Source organism: Edaphocola aurantiacus (assembly GCF_019797745.1).
GTDB lineage: Bacteria > Bacteroidota > Bacteroidia > Chitinophagales > Chitinophagaceae > Edaphocola > Edaphocola aurantiacus.
On record NZ_VOSI01000004.1, the window covers coordinates 513,619 to 530,844 of the forward strand.

17 protein-coding genes are annotated in these 17,226 nt (G+C 44.6%); 5 read left to right on the top strand and 12 right to left on the bottom strand.

Annotated elements, in window-relative coordinates; all coding sequences use genetic code 11:
* Positions 1–32: 32 nt before the first annotated feature.
* The 9 genes from fabG to FTD44_RS14320 all read right to left on the bottom strand — a co-directional run bounded on the left by fabG (position 33) and on the right by FTD44_RS14320 (position 7,161).
* Positions 33–761 carry a 3-oxoacyl-ACP reductase FabG gene (gene fabG, locus FTD44_RS14280; protein WP_222167071.1) on the bottom strand — a complete coding sequence of 243 codons (729 nt, stop codon included), beginning with the start codon at positions 759–761 and terminating at the stop codon, positions 33–35.
* A gap of 70 nt (positions 762–831) precedes the next feature.
* The gene (locus tag FTD44_RS14285) at positions 832–2,499 is read right to left on the bottom strand and encodes a glutamine--tRNA ligase/YqeY domain fusion protein (protein WP_222167072.1); all 1,668 of its coding nucleotides are present in this window, start codon (positions 2,497–2,499) and stop codon (positions 832–834) included.
* Positions 2,500–2,648: 149 nt separating this feature from the next.
* On the bottom strand, positions 2,649–2,867 hold the full coding sequence (locus FTD44_RS14290) for a hypothetical protein (RefSeq protein ID WP_129019533.1): 219 nt from the start codon (positions 2,865–2,867) through the stop codon (positions 2,649–2,651).
* A gap of 74 nt (positions 2,868–2,941) precedes the next feature.
* Complete coding sequence (locus FTD44_RS14295) at positions 2,942–3,541, bottom strand: hypothetical protein (protein ID WP_222167073.1); 600 nt, start codon at positions 3,539–3,541, stop codon at positions 2,942–2,944.
* 34 nt (positions 3,542–3,575) lie between these two features.
* Entirely contained in the window at positions 3,576–3,752 is a 177-nt protein-coding gene (locus tag FTD44_RS14300) for a hypothetical protein (protein WP_222167074.1), read from the bottom strand.
* A gap of 111 nt (positions 3,753–3,863) precedes the next feature.
* Positions 3,864–4,199, bottom strand: coding sequence for an MGMT family protein (locus FTD44_RS14305; protein WP_222167075.1), 336 nt, complete (start codon positions 4,197–4,199; stop codon positions 3,864–3,866).
* Positions 4,199–4,792 carry a hypothetical protein gene (locus FTD44_RS14310; RefSeq protein ID WP_222167076.1) on the bottom strand — a complete coding sequence of 198 codons (594 nt, stop codon included), beginning with the start codon at positions 4,790–4,792 and terminating at the stop codon, positions 4,199–4,201. The genes FTD44_RS14305 and FTD44_RS14310 overlap by 1 nt, the downstream gene beginning before the upstream one ends.
* A 6-nt stretch (positions 4,793–4,798) precedes the next feature.
* Positions 4,799–6,031 carry an NAD(P)/FAD-dependent oxidoreductase gene (locus FTD44_RS14315; RefSeq protein WP_222167077.1) on the bottom strand — a complete coding sequence of 411 codons (1,233 nt, stop codon included), beginning with the start codon at positions 6,029–6,031 and terminating at the stop codon, positions 4,799–4,801.
* A 38-nt stretch (positions 6,032–6,069) separates the two neighbouring features.
* Entirely contained in the window at positions 6,070–7,161 is a 1,092-nt protein-coding gene (locus tag FTD44_RS14320) for a class I SAM-dependent methyltransferase (RefSeq protein WP_222167078.1), read from the bottom strand.
* 132 nt (positions 7,162–7,293) lie between these two features.
* On the opposite strand from FTD44_RS14320, the gene FTD44_RS14325 reads away from it, so the two are divergent.
* Both FTD44_RS14325 and FTD44_RS14330 read left to right on the top strand, forming a co-directional pair.
* Entirely contained in the window at positions 7,294–7,794 is a 501-nt protein-coding gene (locus FTD44_RS14325) for a biotin/lipoyl-containing protein (protein ID WP_222167079.1), read from the top strand.
* Between the two features lie 9 nt (positions 7,795–7,803).
* Complete coding sequence (locus FTD44_RS14330) at positions 7,804–8,901, top strand: DUF4476 domain-containing protein (protein WP_222167080.1); 1,098 nt, start codon at positions 7,804–7,806, stop codon at positions 8,899–8,901.
* Positions 8,902–8,978: 77 nt separating this feature from the next.
* Here FTD44_RS14330 and FTD44_RS14335 read toward each other — a convergent pair whose 3' ends face one another.
* The gene (locus FTD44_RS14335; protein WP_222167081.1) at positions 8,979–9,605 is read right to left on the bottom strand and encodes a carbonic anhydrase; all 627 of its coding nucleotides are present in this window, start codon (positions 9,603–9,605) and stop codon (positions 8,979–8,981) included.
* A 49-nt stretch (positions 9,606–9,654) separates the two neighbouring features.
* Positions 9,655–11,649: a hypothetical protein gene (locus FTD44_RS14340; protein ID WP_222167082.1), complete on the bottom strand. Its 1,995-nt coding sequence runs from the start codon at positions 11,647–11,649 to the stop codon at positions 9,655–9,657.
* A 405-nt stretch (positions 11,650–12,054) separates the two neighbouring features.
* On the opposite strand from FTD44_RS14340, the gene FTD44_RS14345 reads away from it, so the two are divergent.
* From FTD44_RS14345 to FTD44_RS14355, 3 genes are all read left to right on the top strand, one after another.
* The gene (locus tag FTD44_RS14345; RefSeq protein WP_222167083.1) at positions 12,055–12,489 is read left to right on the top strand and encodes an Hsp20/alpha crystallin family protein; all 435 of its coding nucleotides are present in this window, start codon (positions 12,055–12,057) and stop codon (positions 12,487–12,489) included.
* A gap of 119 nt (positions 12,490–12,608) precedes the next feature.
* Positions 12,609–12,914 (top strand): DUF4286 family protein, encoded by a 306-nt coding sequence (locus FTD44_RS14350; protein ID WP_222167084.1) that lies wholly within the window; start codon positions 12,609–12,611, stop codon positions 12,912–12,914.
* Between the two features lie 13 nt (positions 12,915–12,927).
* Entirely contained in the window at positions 12,928–13,623 is a 696-nt protein-coding gene (locus FTD44_RS14355; protein WP_222167085.1) for a YjjG family noncanonical pyrimidine nucleotidase, read from the top strand.
* 71 nt (positions 13,624–13,694) lie between these two features.
* Here FTD44_RS14355 and FTD44_RS14360 read toward each other — a convergent pair whose 3' ends face one another.
* Positions 13,695–17,159 carry a BamA/TamA family outer membrane protein gene (locus tag FTD44_RS14360; RefSeq protein WP_222167086.1) on the bottom strand — a complete coding sequence of 1,155 codons (3,465 nt, stop codon included), beginning with the start codon at positions 17,157–17,159 and terminating at the stop codon, positions 13,695–13,697.
* Between the last annotated feature and the right edge of the window lie 67 nt (positions 17,160–17,226).

Here is a 17,226-nt window from a genome sequence, read left to right on the forward strand (position 1 = left end):
AAATTATTTTATAGTATTAAAGACAAATCAGTTTAGGTATACAACCCACCGTTGATGGAGATTACCTGACCGGTAATGTATCCTGCATCTTTAGACGCCAGGAATTTTACCAGTGCCGCCACTTCCTCCGGTTTACCGAAACGGTTCATCGGAATCATGGCAGACAGTTCTTTTTCATTCAGGTCGCTGGTCATATCCGAAGCAACGAAGCCTGGAGCAATCGCATTAACCGTAATATTACGCTTAGCAATCTCCTGTGCCAAAGCCTTGGTCGCACCAATGATGCCTGCTTTAGCTGCAGAATAGTTCACCTGTCCCGGCATACCTTTCAGCCCGCTCAGCGATACAATATTGATGATGCGGCCGAAACGGTTCATCAGCAAAGGTTGCATAATCGTACGGGTTACATTGTACATACCTTCGAGGCTGGTATCCAGTACCGAGCGCCATTGCTCATCTTCCATAAAGGCCATGAGCACATCATTACGGATGCCTGCATTATTGACCAGTACTTCTATGGTATTGCCTTTATTAGCTTCTATCCAGCCACCCAGAGCAGCGGTTACGTCTTCTTTTTTCGCTACATCGAAGGGTAATAAAACAGCTTCCTGTCCGGCAGCCTTTACCAGTTCCGCAGTCTCTTCAGCTGCGGTTACATTCCCTTTGTAATTGATGATCACCGGGTAACCCAATTGCGCCAGGGCTACGCAAACTGCGCGTCCTATGCCTCTTGAGCCTCCGGTAACTAATGCATACTTCATATTTGTCTGTAGATGTATTACCGATTGAAGCAAGCTGGGCTTCCTTCAATCGGTGTATTCATAATCAGGTTTATCCTTTCTTTTGTTCTTTGCTCCAGCTGTCTTTCAGACCTACTGTTTTGTTGAACACGATATGGTCAGCAGTACTGTCTGTATCTAAAGCAAAATAACCGATACGCAGGAACTGGAAACGGTCCGCAAGGGTAGCATCTTTCAGTGCCGGTTCGATATAAGCTTTAGAGATTGTGCTTAAAGAATCTGTATTGATATAATCTTTAAAATCTCCTTCTTCAGTAGCCGGGTTTTCCACCTTGAACAGGCGGTCATATAGGCGAATCTCCGCAGTCTCTGCAGTGTTGGCATCTACCCAGTGCATGGTACCTTTTACCTTAATGCCGCTGGTATCGCTACCGCTCTTGCTTTCCGGGAAATAAGTACAATATATTTCCGTTACATTTCCGTTTTCGTCTTTTTTGAAACCGGTACATTCCACGATATACGCATGCTTCAGGCGGGATTTCAGTCCTACGCCCAGGCGGAAGTACTTGGCCGGAGGGTTCTCCATAAAGTCATCACGCTCGATCCATAAAGTATTACTGAAGCTGATCGGACGGTGACCGCCGTTTTCATCCTCAGGGTTATTCTCTGCACTCAGTGTCTCGGTTTGTCCTTCCGGATAATTGGTGATGATCAGTTTGATCGGGTCCAGTACTGCCATACGGCGCAGGGCTACTTTATTCAGGTGCTCGCGCACACAGAATTCCAGCAGGCCTATGTCGATCAGGTTTTCACGCTTCGCCACACCGATGGTTTCTGCAAACTTGCGAATGCTCTCCGGTGTATATCCTCTGCGGCGCATACCACTGATGGTAGGCATACGCGGATCGTTCCAGCCATTCACTTGTTTTTCGTTTACCAGTTGCAGCAGTTTACGCTTGCTCATCACCGTATAATTCAGGTTCAGGCGGGCAAACTCGTATTGATGTGAAGGGAAGATTCCCAGCTTATCAATACACCAGTCATATAATGGTCTGTGGTGGATAAACTCCAGGGTACAGATCGAGTGAGTAATCTTTTCAATACTATCACTTTGTCCGTGTGCAAAATCATACATCGGATAGATGCACCATTTATCACCGGTACGGTGGTGATGTGCATGTTTGATCCGGTAAATGATCGGATCGCGCAGCAGCATATTCGGATGCGCCATATCTATTTTGGCACGCAATACTTTCTCACCATCGGCATATTTACCTTCCCGCATTTCCGTAAACAGTTGCAGGTTTTCAGCAACCGTTCTGTCGCGGAATGGGCTGTTCGTACCCGGACGGTCAATATTGCCTTTTGTGGCAGCGATCTCTTCCGAGGTAGAATCGTCTACATAAGCCAGTCCTTTTTTGATCAGGTCTACCGCAAAGTCATGTAATTGATCGAAATAGTCGGAGGTATAATGCAGTTCATCCCAGTCGAAGCCCAGCCAGCGCACATCATTCATGATGCTCTCTACATACTCGGTATCTTCGGTTACAGGGTTGGTATCGTCGAAGCGCAGGTTGCACTTGCCGTTATATTTTTTAGCCAGGCCAAAGTTCAGGCAGATCGATTTGGCATGACCTATATGTAAATAACCGTTAGGCTCGGGTGGGAAGCGTGTGTGTACACGGCCTTCGTGGGTTCCGGCTTCCAGGTCTTTTTCAATAATTTCTTCTATAAAATTCAGAGAACGTTCTTCGCTCATGGTAATGTTTTGTTATAAAATGTTACATAACGCTGCAAATATACCTAATGCAGCCTAGCTGATAAAATAATGGGAGATAATTTATGCAGGATATAAAAATGCCCGGCTCAGGGGCCGGGCAAATCTGCTATAAAAAAGGTGGGTGAGTGCTATTTGACTTCTTCGTAATCAATAAATTCACCATCCAGTCTTTGATTGGGCTTTTGCTTTTCGGCACGCTGGTTGTTCATCGCATTCATATGCTGCTGCATATCCTGCATCTGCTGTCGGGCAGCACGGGTTACCTGCATTATAGGCAGTAAGAAACGCAGCACGAAACGTGCGATAAGGCTGATTACGATTAAAAAAATTAATATCTTCAGAAACATAATGCATCAAAGATAGGAAGAAATCTACTTTCGGGGAAATTGTTTAGGTAAACTATAACGTTTTTGGCAGAACACTATTCCTTAATGTTTATGGCCGGAATGGGATAGGCACCGACTGCATTGAACAGTAATTCCCTCTGCACCTTCAGCTTTTGCAGGAAGGGCATAATATCGTCACCGTAGGCCCTTTCGCTGGCTGCAAAAAGCACGATGATGTCTTTACCTGCAGCATCTTTAGTGCTTTTATACCGGTACACATTGCGTTCCATCATCTCCAGGTGTTCTCCGTCTGGTGTCAGTTCGCAAAGCAGGAAGTCCAGAATGATTTCTCCGTCTTTTTCAAAGACTTCATATTTTACTATCGGGTTTGTTTCCTTGAGCTTGTCCAGTTCTGCAATTTTCTTTGCCACGGCACTTTTTATGCTCTTAGGTCCGATAAGTACCTCAACAAGAACCAGTTTTTTGAAATGCTCCAGGGTATCGCCCTTAGGCAGGTATTCCTGTTTGAAATAGTTAGCCATAGGGTGGGAAGACCATACGAGTTGATAAGATATGGCTGCAAGCTGTACCGGGCCTTTGATGCCCAGGTAATCCTTTGTATGTTGTTGTGCAAAACTAAAAGTGCTGAGAAGTATGCCTGCAAGCGTAGACAGAATGCCGTGTTTAATGTTCATTTGATGCCCTTGTTATGCTGCAAGATAGTAAACATTATTCTGCATACGTCTCCAGTGTAGTGGAAACCGTCATGATAACCGCTATCAGCACCACGATCACGAGGAATAGGGCAGAGGTCCAGAGTATAGCCTCCCTGCCTACTACGTGATAAGATCCGTTGTATTCTTCAATTAAAATTTTTCGCCTTTTGACGGGATTACGATGTTTCACGTAGAGGTAAATCCGCCCGAAAGTCTGTGTTATCATATCAATCCGAAAGTAGTCCATTGCCGCACCTTTGAAAACTGATATAAAGGTACAGAGGCAAATACTATCGTTTTCTTAAAACTCTGCCGCAAGGGTGTCCGGATCCCAGAAAACAGTGCGAAAATCTACAATTTTATCATTTTTTATAGAAATTCCCTCTGCTTTCAGGCGATCTTCCATCTCCGTAGGGGTGTCAAAATGAAAACGACCGGTCAGTTTACCGGCACTGTTGACCACACGGTGTGCGGGTACATCGGGCAGGTTATGGCTGTTGAACATGGCACGGCCTACAATGCGGGCGGTACAGCCGTAACCGACACATTTTGCGATAACACCATAACTGCATACTCTGCCATACGGGATAAGCCGTACGATATCATATATAGCCTGGTATTGTGCTAAAGTGTCCATCAGTTGAAGATACGACTTAATTGTTCAGGGGTAAACGGTTCCCCTTTAGGTTCGGCTGAGACCCAGATCAGGCGTACATCCAGCTGATCTCCATAAGCCTCGGCAAAGCCGCAGAGACAGGCAGATGTATTGCGCTGTTGTAATAAGTCGGTAACGTAAAATGCAGTGAAGGGAATATCTAACTGCTCAGAAAGGGTGCACATCTGCTCTCCTTTAAACTGGTTGCGTATACAGATTTCACCCAGCATAATATTGGGTAATGTATAGACAAACAGGGCAGGGGAAGCCAGTTCTGTACGGGAAGCTTCAAACTTCTCATCCACATCCATACAGCCGTTGCTGGTGGTTAATACTGTAGCCACCCGGTCTTTATCTTCGATATCACCCAGGGTTTGCACCAGTACTTCCGTAGCGAGAAAGGCAGCTTTGGACAGGAGGTCCATCTTAAAGAATTTAGGATAGCTGATGCCCAGACTGCGGTATAATGTTGTGATCGTTTCACTAAAGCTATCGCCCTGCAGCTGGTGCAATACCTGCCCGTCTGCAATGAGCGCATCTTTACTTAGTGAAACGACATGATGGATATACAACATTGACGATTATTTATTATGCTCGAGGAAGTTGACTAATGCACTTACCGAGCGCTCATGATTTTTAACGAAAGGATTGGTATCATCCCACACATAACCGGCCAGCACAGAACAGATCTGGGCTTTCACATCCTGGTTCTTATTGTCTGCAAAGAAGATTTTGTACAGGTCGCCGGTGTACCATGATTTTACATAGGTACGGAATACATCTACACCTTTCTCCATATATCTCATATACTCATTTTCCCAGTCTACGTTTTCGCCTTTCAGGTGTTTGATCACCAGGTTAGCCGCTTTCTGAGAAGATACCGTAGCCAGGGTTACGCCTGAAGAGAAGATCGGGTCCAGGAATTCAGTTACATTGCCCGTCAGCACGAATCCTTTTCCGAAGAATGTGGTGGAGGTCGCACTCCAGCCTTGGAGGATACGCGGTTCAAATTTCCATTCCACATCTCTGAAACGCTCGCGCAGATTAGGTTCTGCCTCGATCATTTTCCTGAATTTTGTTACGATATCTTCATCGCTGCCGTATTGGTCAAAATACTCAGGCAGGGCCACAAAGCCTACAGAGGTTACGCCGGTTGCAAAAGGAATAGTCCAGATCCAGCAATCAGTATCCTGTGCATAGATCACGATGCGGTTCGGCTCCTCTACCGTCATCCTGCGCGGATCTTCCATATGGCAGAATATCGTTTTGCGGGTAGGCAGCTGTGCCGGTTTGTCCAGGTTGAACATACGCGGGATCACGCGGCCATAGCCGCTGCCATCCACTATAAATTTAGCCGCTACCTGGAAGGTAGTGCCATCTTCTTTCTGAATCGTTGTAATGCTGTGTCCCTGCTCGTCGATCTTGATATCGATCACTTCGCTCAGGTAATGTACCGGTATGCCTTTGCGCTCACACTCATCTGCCAGGGTGCTGTCAAAATCAGCACGGGGCATCTGCCAGGCATACTTATAACCATCTGAATGCTGTTCGTTAAAGGTGAAGTCACATATGGCCCCATCTTTAACAAATTTGGCACCCCATTTCTCCTGAAACTGCTTTTCTTTCAGCGCCGGCATGAAACCCGCTTCCTCCAATGCTTCCAGGCAGCGGGGCAGTAAGCTCTCGCCGATTACAAAACGGGGAAACTGCATTTTTTCTACAATCTCAACATTGTATCCTGCATTCTTTATAATAGAGGCTGCAACTGTACCTGCAGGTCCGGCACCGATAACCAGTACGTCGGTTTGTATCATTTCTAATAATTTGTTTTGTTCTACAGAAATGGAGAAAATTATTTCTTACGAAGTTCGAGTATTGTATGGCTCAAACCGATATTATCATTGGTTGCGATGATGTCAAAACCAGCCTCATCGATCAGTTTATAAAATACCGCACTATCATACATCTGGCTGTTGCCGTTTGCCATAGTGGTAAAGTATAATGAAGTCATTTGCAGCGCAAATGCTGAGGTCTCGAATTTTTGTCTGTCCCAGAAGGTTTCGTTGATGAAAATGCGTGTTTCCGGTCCTGCTGCCTTGTGGCATTTCTTCAGGATACCGATGATCTCTGCATCTGAAAAGCAGTCCAGGAACTGGCTCATCCAGATGATGTCATATCCTTCCGGCAGGCTCAGGCTATTGTCCAGCACATTGTGGTTATAATATTGTACACGGCCTTTGAATCCGGCTGCATCTATATTCTTTTCCGCCATAGCCAGTTGGCCCGGCAGGTCTACAATACCCATTTCTACCTGCGGATTATGTTGCAGGCTTTGCAGCGACCATTTACCGGTATTGCCACCAATGTCAAGGATCTTTTTAGGGTTGGAGGCAAATACCATGTCCAGCGCTACATCAAATGTATTGTCGGAATAATAGTGATCAAATGCCAGCCAGCTGCCTTTTGCCGGTTCCGGGAACACAGACAGTCCTTCATATAAAGTACTCCAGTCGCCAAATACTTTAAGGCCTTCTGGTTTCTCATTCTGCAAAGAAGCTTCCAGAGAGCTTGCACCTTCGGCACATACATCCCTCATAAACTCATAGTTGACACGGGTCATTTCGTTTTTCAACAGGAAATAACCCGTTTTGGCCAGTATAAAGCGATCTTCTTTACGATATACCAGGCCTATGCCCAGTCCTGCTTCCAGCAATACCCTTACCGCATAGTGCGATAACTCGGTTTGTGGTACGATCTCTTCCAGTGTGATTCCATTGGCACCACTCTGGTCTACAACAGTCAATACACCTTTTTCGATCAGCAGCTTCGAGGCTTCCCATACATAAGGTGCAAAAGCGATCATATGTGCACGATCCAGTGCATCCAGGGCTTTAATATTATCAGTAGCAAACATGGGCTCTTTCTTTTGGGTTTGAATGTCCATAGTTTTTTGGATAGTGGTTTTAATGAAGACATCAAAAGTAAAATTATTACGGCAAAGTAAAAAGTCTTGTTGTTTGCGGGAATGGCAGAATAACTTACTTTTGTGTAGTTTTTAATTTTTGCAAGACAGTATATGTACAACATCCAATTCTCCGAGACAGCGTCGCGTGAGGTTTCTATAGAGCAGGACGAAATCAAGATCAATAATCAACCGGTTAACTGGGATGCCGTAGCACTTGCTAACGGCAGTTTTACCATCATCGCCGATAACAAAAGTTATGTGGCCAGTGTGGAAGCGGTAGACCGCACCAAGAAAACAATGAGTATACGGGTGAATAATAACCTGTATGAAATCAAGATTCAGGAACCGATTGATCAGTTGCTGGCCAAAATGGGTCTGGATGTATCTAAAATGCAGAAGGTAGAACCGATCAAGGCACCTATGCCTGGTCTGATCCTGAAAGTACTGGTTACCGAAGGACAAGCGATCAAGAAGGGTGAGCCTGTGCTGATCCTGGAAGCCATGAAAATGGAAAATGTATTTAAAGCTCCCGGCGATGCCGTAGTCAAAGCCATTAAGATTGAAGAACGCCAGGCTGTAGAGAAGGGAGAAGTATTGATTGAACTGGCATAAAATACCGGAATGAAAAAATTATTACTGTTCGGCAGCATGTTACTGAGTCAGGGTTTGCTCCTGGCCCAGGATAAGAATGATGCCTTTGTATATATACAGGGAGATAAACAGACCCCGATCTACATTAAGATGGAGGGAGAGATGCAGGCACGTTACAGTAAGAATTTTGTTATTCTCAACGGCCTTGCACCGGGTCCTCTGCACCTGGATGTTTTGTTTCAGCAAAATGCATACCCTACCCAGAAGTTTATCCTGAATATTCCTGAGTCCAGCCAGCGCGCTTTTGTGCTGAAAAAGATAGATAATACAAAGTTTGCCTTGTATGACTTGAACAGCGGGCATTATGTTACTGCCGGCAATAAGCTGGAAGATGATATCATGACAGATCCGAATAAGGATCTGCAGGAACTGGTAGCAGGCAATACGCCGGTTGCGGCTGTACCGACAACAGCGCCGGAGCAGGCTACAGGCGATGCTTTGCCTGACTTCCCTTCAGAGAAGCCACAGAAAAAGCCTAAGGTTGTAAAGCCTAAGAAAGAGAAACCGGTTAAGGAAGAAGAGGTGGTTGTTACAGAACCGGAGGTGGAAGCGACTGCACCGGTAGTGGTAAAGGAACAGGTTCCGGCACCGAAAGATAAAGATGAACGCTTTCTGAGTTTTGAAATGCAGCAAAAACAAGAGGCTGCCCAAAATGAAAATAATAACCGCAGGAGGAACAGAAGAGAAGAGGAAAGGGAAAATAATAATACTAATGCTGATGTGCCGGTAGTGGCAGAGGTTCCTGCTAAGCCAAACCGCTCGGGATCGGCTAATTGTGCTGAGGCAATGACAGAAGTTGCATTTGATAATTTTATGCAACAGCTGAAAAACCGGACGGACGAGGAAACGCGTCTGGCTTATATAATGAAGTACGGTAAGAACTACTGTTTCACTACGCAGCAGGTTTGGATAACAGCTTCAACATTCTCCTCGCAATCTTCTCGTTATGAAGCTGCGCGTGTATTAAAGCCAAAGGTGATCGATGCAGATCAGTATGAGCAATTATTGAAACTGTTTAATACTAATTATCTGAAACAGCGATTTGCCAAAGAAGTGATAGGACAATAACCAAATGTTGAGATACATAAATAATAAAGGTGCTGCATCGCAGCACCTTTATTATTTATGTATACAGTCCGGATACATTAGTCCAGTCGGAAGATCTCTCTGATCTTTTCCAGTTTGGTATGGAAGTCAATTTGCAGGTCTTTTACCATACCATTGCGCAGGTCAAACACCCAGCCATGAACGGTAACGCCACGGTTGCGTACGCCACGTTGTACTGCTGCTGTCTTCAGAACGTTTACGCATTGTTCTTCCACATTCAGTTCTACCAGGCGGTCATAACGCTTCGCTTCATCGCTGATCGCATTCAGTTCGTCCATGTGCATACGATACACATCACGAATGTTGCGCAGCCATGGGTTTAATATGCCCAGGTCTACCGATTGCATAGCCGCTTTTACACCGCCACAATTGTAGTGGCCGCAAATCACTACATGGTCTACATTCAGGTGGTCCAGTGCGTAGTTGATTACCGACATTACATTCAGGTCCACATTGTTGACCAGGTTGGCTACATTGCGGTGTACAAATGCTTCTCCTGGTTCCAGTCCCAGGATCTCTTCTACGGTTACACGACTATCGGAACAGCCGATATATAATATTTTAGGTTGCTGGCCGGCAGCCAGCTTTTCGAAATACTGAGAGTCGCTGCGGAGTTTATTTTCGATCCACTCTCGGTTATTTTTAAACAGTTGCTCAATGTTCATTTTCGCTATGTTTTTTTGTTTATTGTAAAGATAAGGTGCAATTGGTTTGTTAAGCCGTCATGCCCCAAAGTTTTCTAAGGAACCATTCAGTAGCGGCAAGGGCAATGATCAGGAAGAACAGCCATTTGTAATCGACCAGAGGTTTGTCTTCTATTCTGCTATGGATCTTTGTTTGTATCTGCTGGTTCGCCAGCAGGCTATCGGTTAGTTTTTCAAAATTGTATTGGGTAAAGAATGCACCTCCATGCTGGCGGGCCAGTTGGTGCATCAGCGGATAGTCGGCCTGTGTGCGTAAGGCTTCCAGGGGAATGTCGGAGACATAGCATAAGGCAACGTCTTCATATGTCTTCCCGTTCAGGCTTACTTTTGCAGTAAGATTATAAGTGCCTGCGGCCAGCAGCCCTGCATTGATGCGATAGCTGTTGCCTGCTTTTTCGAAATTGTAGGTCAGTGTATTGCTCAGGTTTTTCAGGCTGAGTGTCGCTTCAGGAACGTTATTCAATGTGCCATTAGGGTTACGTAATTCTGCCAGTATAATCAATGGCTCATTGTCCGTGAGGTTGTTCTTCGGAAGGATCAGTCTGAAAGGTTTATCATCTTTTGCTGCCTGTAAAAAGTTGATCGTCTGGCGTACCAGTTCTGTAGTGGTTTGCTGGTTGTGGAAGTTCTTGTATTCATATATATTCCATCTCCATAAACCCTCTCCGTTCAGGATGCTGTAAGATGGATTACCTTGGTGGTAGCTCCATATACTGCTGCCGCTGGCATCATTGATGATGCTGTTATTGCCTGATTTCAAAGTAAGCCCCACACCATTAAGCGGAGGCATTTTAGGAATGCTTTGTCTTGCGGTTGCCGGCAAGGTGTACAGGTTGAATCCCGCATTTAATGCAGGGTTCAGGGCACGTGCCGCCGGATTCAGATTGCCGGTCAGTGCATTGACCTTTCTTAAAATATCTGCATTGTTTTGTGTGCCTAGTATGTACCATACCGGAAGATCACCCAAGCCTGAGGCAGGGTAGTACTGGTATGCGATCGCTGCCTGGTAGCTGTTTAGATCGCCGGGTATACTGCCGTTGGTGGAAAGGTCTACGGTATATTGTCCGGAATTTTTCAGTGCAGTATGTATCGTAGCAATGTCGGGATGCGGAGCAGCAGCCAGTAATAAAATACGACCTTTCTTCTCTGTGACTTCAATGATCGTAGATAGGCTATTGTTCTGCAGGTTGCGTTCTCCTGTAATAGGTGCGATGCTGATGGTGTATCGTTGTACACCTGCAGGCTGTGCAGTAGTGCTGAAGCTGATGCTACCGGTGTAGCTGTTATTATGTATGCTTACTGTTTGTGTGGCGATCGATTTATTATTCTGACTTAGGGTGATATTGGCTTGTGTGCCATCCAGTCCGGTAATGACGATATCGGCAAATATTTCTATAGTGCTGTTTAATGTAGCGATCTTATTGGCGTGTATGGCTTCTATGCGCGCATCTTTAGGAGTAGTGCTGTCGCCCAGTGCAATGGTATATACCGGTATGGGATTGGGCAATTGTACAAATGCAGGATTAGCGCCCTGGTTATATATCCCGTCTGATGCGATGATGATCGCTCCAATATTTTTGTCCTGGTTCTGGTTAGCAATATCGGTAAGTGCAGTGGCAATATCGGTTGCCTTTTCTGTGTAAGTATAAATACTGTCCTTGATCAGCCTGTTGCCGAAGCCGTAGGTGTTTACAGTGTACTTTGCAGAGAGTTGCTCGATAACTTTCTGTTCTTTCTGTTTGAAGCTGCCGGCGTATTGTCCTAATGATTGTTGTGTAGAAGATGATATGTCCTGCAGCCATATAATGTGCGGTCGCTCTTCGCTATTGCTCAGCCCGGGAAATGCCGGAGCGAGTAACAATAAAGCGGTCATACTGCCGATGAAAAAACGCAGCGTAGCGGGCAGCCATTTTACGGGAATGTCTTTATGTTTATCTTTTCTGTAGGTCAGCACTGCAAGCAGCAGTCCGAATAGTATAGCGATCGTCCAGTAAAGCCAGGTCATAGTGTTGATAAGCGTATATCAGGTAAAGATACGGGCTAGAATTTTAATTGCTGCATCTTTATACAGCTGTAGAATAGCGGTGTTCCGGACTAGGATTCGGGCATAAAAAAAGGCTGTTGTAATTAAACAACAGCCCTTCGAACTTTACTTACTAACCCATCGTAAGTACTGCAAATTTCATAAAAATAAATGGAATTATGAAATGTTTTTTGGGGAAATGGGCAATTTTTTTAACCGATTATTTAGGTTTTGACAGGATGAAATGCAATTTTGTACCCTTATTCGGACATTTTGTCTCTAGTTGATTAATTTAAGTGTCAAAATGTCTTGTTTTTATTGTTGGTATTATACTTGTTCTAGACCCTGTATACTTCATTATTTAAAACATTAAAAAACAAGATAATTATGAAAACAGTAAATGCAAACCCGGTAAAAAACTTTGGTGAATTAATCGATTCTATGTTTGATGGAAGATTCAATAATGTATTCAGAGATGATCACGGACAGGCAACAATGCAACCTCCTGTAAATATTTCTGAGCAGGACAACAGCTTCTATATTGAAGTAATGGCGGCAGGCGTGGCAAAAGAAGATATCAAGTTGAATGTAGTGGATAATATGCTGACCATCTCTTATGAAAAGCATGAGCCTGCTAAAGATACTACCGGTAAATTACTGAGAAGTGAATTCGGTATCCGCTCTTTTAAAAGAAGCTTTACACTGGGAGAGAAAGTAGATGCAACGAAAATTAATGCCAGCTATGAGAATGGCATCCTGCGCATTGCATTGCCTAAGAAAGAGCCGGTAAAACCAGCACAGATCGAAATTTCGATCCAATAAGCTGATCGAAAGTAAAGAAACAATATGCCCATGCAGCATACAGGTAAGCCTGTATGCTGCATGGTTTTTATCACACAGGCATCAGGCAACTAATGCTTATCTTTGCGCGAAAAAAAAGAATGCTGATACTGAATATTACAACTAAGGTAATGCACGAGATTGAAAAGGAATGGCTGCAATGGATGAAAGAAACATGGATCAAAGAAATGATGGCAACTGGTTTGTTTGGCGAGTACCGTTTCTGCAAGCTGAAAGATAATGATGATGAAGAAGGCTTAATGTACGTAACACAATTTTACTGTGACACTACGGAGAACTATGATACTTTTATGAGTGAACAGGATGATCGCCTGAGAGAGTTAGGACATCAGCGTTTCGGCAATGCATTTATCTCTTTCAGAACCATCATGGAGATCATTCACTAGACCACATAACTACATGGGATATAAAACGATATTCTTCGACCTGGATCATACCCTCTGGGATTTTGAGCAGAACTCCTTTAATACACTGGAGCATATCTATCATGAGCATAATCTGGCTGATCGCGGAGTCGATTCTCTGACTTCTTTTCATCAGCGGTTCAAAGCACATAACGACAGGCTCTGGGCCCGTTACCGCAATGGCTTTATCGGCAGAGAAGATCTGAAGTGGAAGCGTATGTGGCTTACCCTGATTGAATTTAAGATCGGCGATGAGCGGCTTGCCAGAGACTTAAGCGCAGTGTATATGGATATGCTGCCTTACCAGCAAAGCCTATTCCCGCATGCATTAGAGATACTGGACTATTGTAAGGAGAAGTCGTACGATATGAACCTGATCACAAATGGGTTTGAAGATACACAATGGAAGAAGCTGAATGCTACCGGCATTGGTAATTATTTTTCTCATGTCATCACTTCGGAAACGAGCAATAGCCTGAAACCGCATGCGCCTATCTTTACCTATGCCTTATCGCTTGCGATGGCTGATAAAGAGAGCTCGATCATGATCGGAGACAGTCTGGAAGCAGATGTGCTGGGTGCACAGTCATTTGGTATGGACCAGGTATATTTCAATCCGGAACAAGTGGTGCATAATGAGCAACCTACTTTCGAGATATCCTGCCTCAGCGAACTGAAAGGGATTTTATAATAATACCTACTTATACATAAAAAAGGAGCGATATGATATCGCTCCTTTTTTATGTATAGTACTTAGAAATTTTAGAAATCAAATCCCAGTGCCAGATGGTAGGTAAATTTATTGTCCAGGTTCATGGCACCGTCAAATCGTACAAAGTAGCCGTACACCATAGTTCTCAGTCCTAAGCCATAACCTAATCCTACAGAGTTATTACCCGCATTATTGATGGTAAGGGTTATATTACCCGGTGAGTTAGGATTGTTGGGAGAAATAAAAGTTGCGGCTCTGCTGCGTTGGTCATCGCGGCTAGGAAGTAAGTACTGCCATGCACTACCGGCATCTACAAAGGCGATTGCTTGCAGATTCTTCCAGATGCTGGCCTGTACCGGCTTACGGAACAATGTTTCAAATACCGGCATTCTTAATTCTGCACTGACTACCATATAAGTATTGCCATTACGTGCATTCTGGTTATAGCCCCTCATACTGGTTGCCAGGCTCTGGAATGCAAACTGGCTTGATGGAATAGGGTAGTTGTCCAGCTTGGCATTGAGGGCATTATCTACACCGCCCAGCATATACAATATCTTTTCATTTCCGCCGGAGTGCGCACCTGCAGTACGTACCGCGAAGATCATGTTTTTATATACCGGTTTGTAATAACGGATATCAAATCCGAAATTATAAAACCCACCTGATTTCGGACGAGGCTGTTCACTGGTCGTGTACACGTTATCGTCATGAAATTTATACAGGTATTCTGCAAATAATTTCATGCGCAGACCATCATAGATATTCGGCAGAATAGCCCTGGTGTCATCATGCACATATTCCGCTCTTGAGGTGATGTAGTATTTATCTTCGTCCGGAATAACAGTACTGATCGGGTTTACCGTTCTTAAAATAGTACGATCCTGTCTCAGCCCAAGGTTCAGGCGTATACTTTTCGTTTTGTCCAGCGGATAATTGGCATAGCCCTGGATAATATTAACCATTGGTTTGATCGGCAGTGTAAAGATCTCCCGTCCTGCAGAAGTGGTTGCCACCAGGTTTACCTGCTGGTTTTTAGCCTCACGGTAATAAGTGAAGCCCCAGTCTACTCTGCGTTTGAAGTTGTCGAACTGCACGAAATAGGCAGAACCGTTTATGCCCAGAGGAATGCGCATACCACCTGTAAAGCGGTAGTTTTCCATCTTATCATATACGCTCGCCGAAATCATACCGCCCAGAGATGGGGTAGTAAGGGTTCCTGTAAAATTCTGATAACGGGTAAAGAGAATATTATTGTCCAATCGCAGGCTGTAAAAGTCTGTTTTGAAACTTGGCTTGTATTGTCTGGATTTGAGTTTGATATAGGTACTGTCGACATACACAATATGCTTCTGCTTTTGCGTATCAGTAACGACAGTGCTGCTGCCACCGGCCAGTTTCTGTGCAAATTCGCTGGATTCAGGACGTACAGGATTGGTTACTGCACTGCTGTCTGCGCCACTTTGATATTGAGTATTCGATCTCCTTCTCCTGTTATTGAAACGGCTTTGCAGGTTATTGCCTTCCTGTATATTCAGGCCATCAGCTGCAACTTCTTTGTTGTGGCTGGACTGACGGTCTCTCTTACTGCCGGCATTGCTGCTGCGGTTGTCTTTAATGATTACATTACTCTTGGTATTGCTCAGGAATGGTTCCTCTACCAGGCTTGACTGGGTTCTGTTAGCAGGACGCAGATCGCCGAATGGTGAAGGCAGTTCTATGCTGCGGAAGTATACTTTAACACCATCAGGCGTCTTGATTACATCTGCAATGCTCTTACTGGCAGGGTTATACTGCTGGTACATGATATTGTAATTACCATCAGTAGCAGGAATGCTATAGGCAACATCGCGATTACGCTCATCTCTGGTAAAGGAAATAACGTTTCGGTTAATGATACCATTTGCATTGGTCAGGTAAGCAAAGTTATCCTGTCCGTATGGAATGATCTGGCGCACCTCGGCCTGTTCATTAGGCGTGAGGGGCATCAGCTCATAGCTCTGTGTCGTAGCATTATAAAAGTACCCTTTCAGGTTGCCCGTAGGCAATTCGTTCGGTAAGGGTTGGATATTAATGAATGGCTCCGGACGATTGGAGAGGAAAACAATACCTTTACGGGAGCCCCCGCTTACAAAGTTCGGTTCCAGGTCATCATATACATCATTGGTCAACTGGTTGACACGGCCTCTTTTCAGGCGGTATTCAAACAGATCACTTTGTCCGTTTTTGATCGCAGACATAATGATCATATCATCATCCTCCATAAAAGTGAAGCTGAGAACCCGGTCAAACTTCTGGCTGGAGATGCGGAACATGTCGATCTTCGCCTTAACCGCATCATAAACCTTCAGATAGATTATTCCGTATTTTTTATATACAATACCCAGTTTATAGCCGGTATTGCTCCAGGCCAGGATAGGGTAGTCCGGGTCATCACTTTCGTTATGATTGATGTATCCGCCGCTGACAATATTTGATTTCAGTTTTGTTTTGGCGCCTTCTATCGTGCGGGTGCTTTCCAGGTATACATCATACATACCATTCTTCCAGGAAACATAGGCCACGTCATAACCGCGGGGCGATACTTTTACATTAGAGATCCTGCGCTGATCATCGTTGTTCTCGATATTCAGCAAAGCCGCCTCTGCTGTAACGTCGGTCTGTAATTGCAGATCGGCAGTGTATGCAGCCTGGTAATAAGCGACCAGTGAGTCAAAGTTCGGTACGATCTTCATCCCCGTCAGTGCTTTAACCGCCTTATTGATCTTTGTATCGTTCTGGGTAAGGAAGATAAAGTCCTGCACCTCTTTAGTACCGTATTTATCAATCAGGTATTTCCAGAACGCTTTGCCGGAGAGTTGAGGGTATTTACGGGCCAATTCTTCAAATTTTACCCGCTTGCCTGTGTTCACCAGCGTTTTCCATTCATTATTAGAGCGGGTGTCCCAGCCATCTACCACATAATCCAGGTATCCCTCTGTAAACCATTTGGGCAGGTCCAGGATCAGGGAATTCTTTAAGGCATCAATCAGGTTATCGCCAAAAGTAGTCTTGGCCAATATAATGCCGGACAGGGCCGAGCGCAGCTGATGCTTGAGGTCGCTGTGCTTGCCGGTAAAGTAGATAACAAGCTTATCATCTACCAGGTTTACCCGGCCTGCGGTATTATTATGTATATTATTGTTGGATGTAAGCCCGATATTCGTCTGCTGAAAATCGTCATAGCTATTGTACACCATTACATTTAACTGGCCTGGAAAAAGATTGCCCATTTGCTTTTCAATGGCGCTAAGGTCCTGTTCCAGCTGTTCTGCAACATACCTGGCCAGGTCGGTGCCTGCCCGGTCATAATGGTATACTTTGAAGCGGGTGGTTTCGTAATACTTCCAGTTGAAACTTTTCCCCTGAATCCTGTTCTGACCAAATAGTTCAATATTGGTCTGGGTATGTCCTTGTATAGCGACAGACAGGTTTAGCAGCATAAAACCAGAGAAAGCATAGATTCTATTTCTCATAAAGCTCTTTGAGTCCAATGTAATAGGTGAACTGGCTTCGAATTTACACAAATATTGTTAAATATAA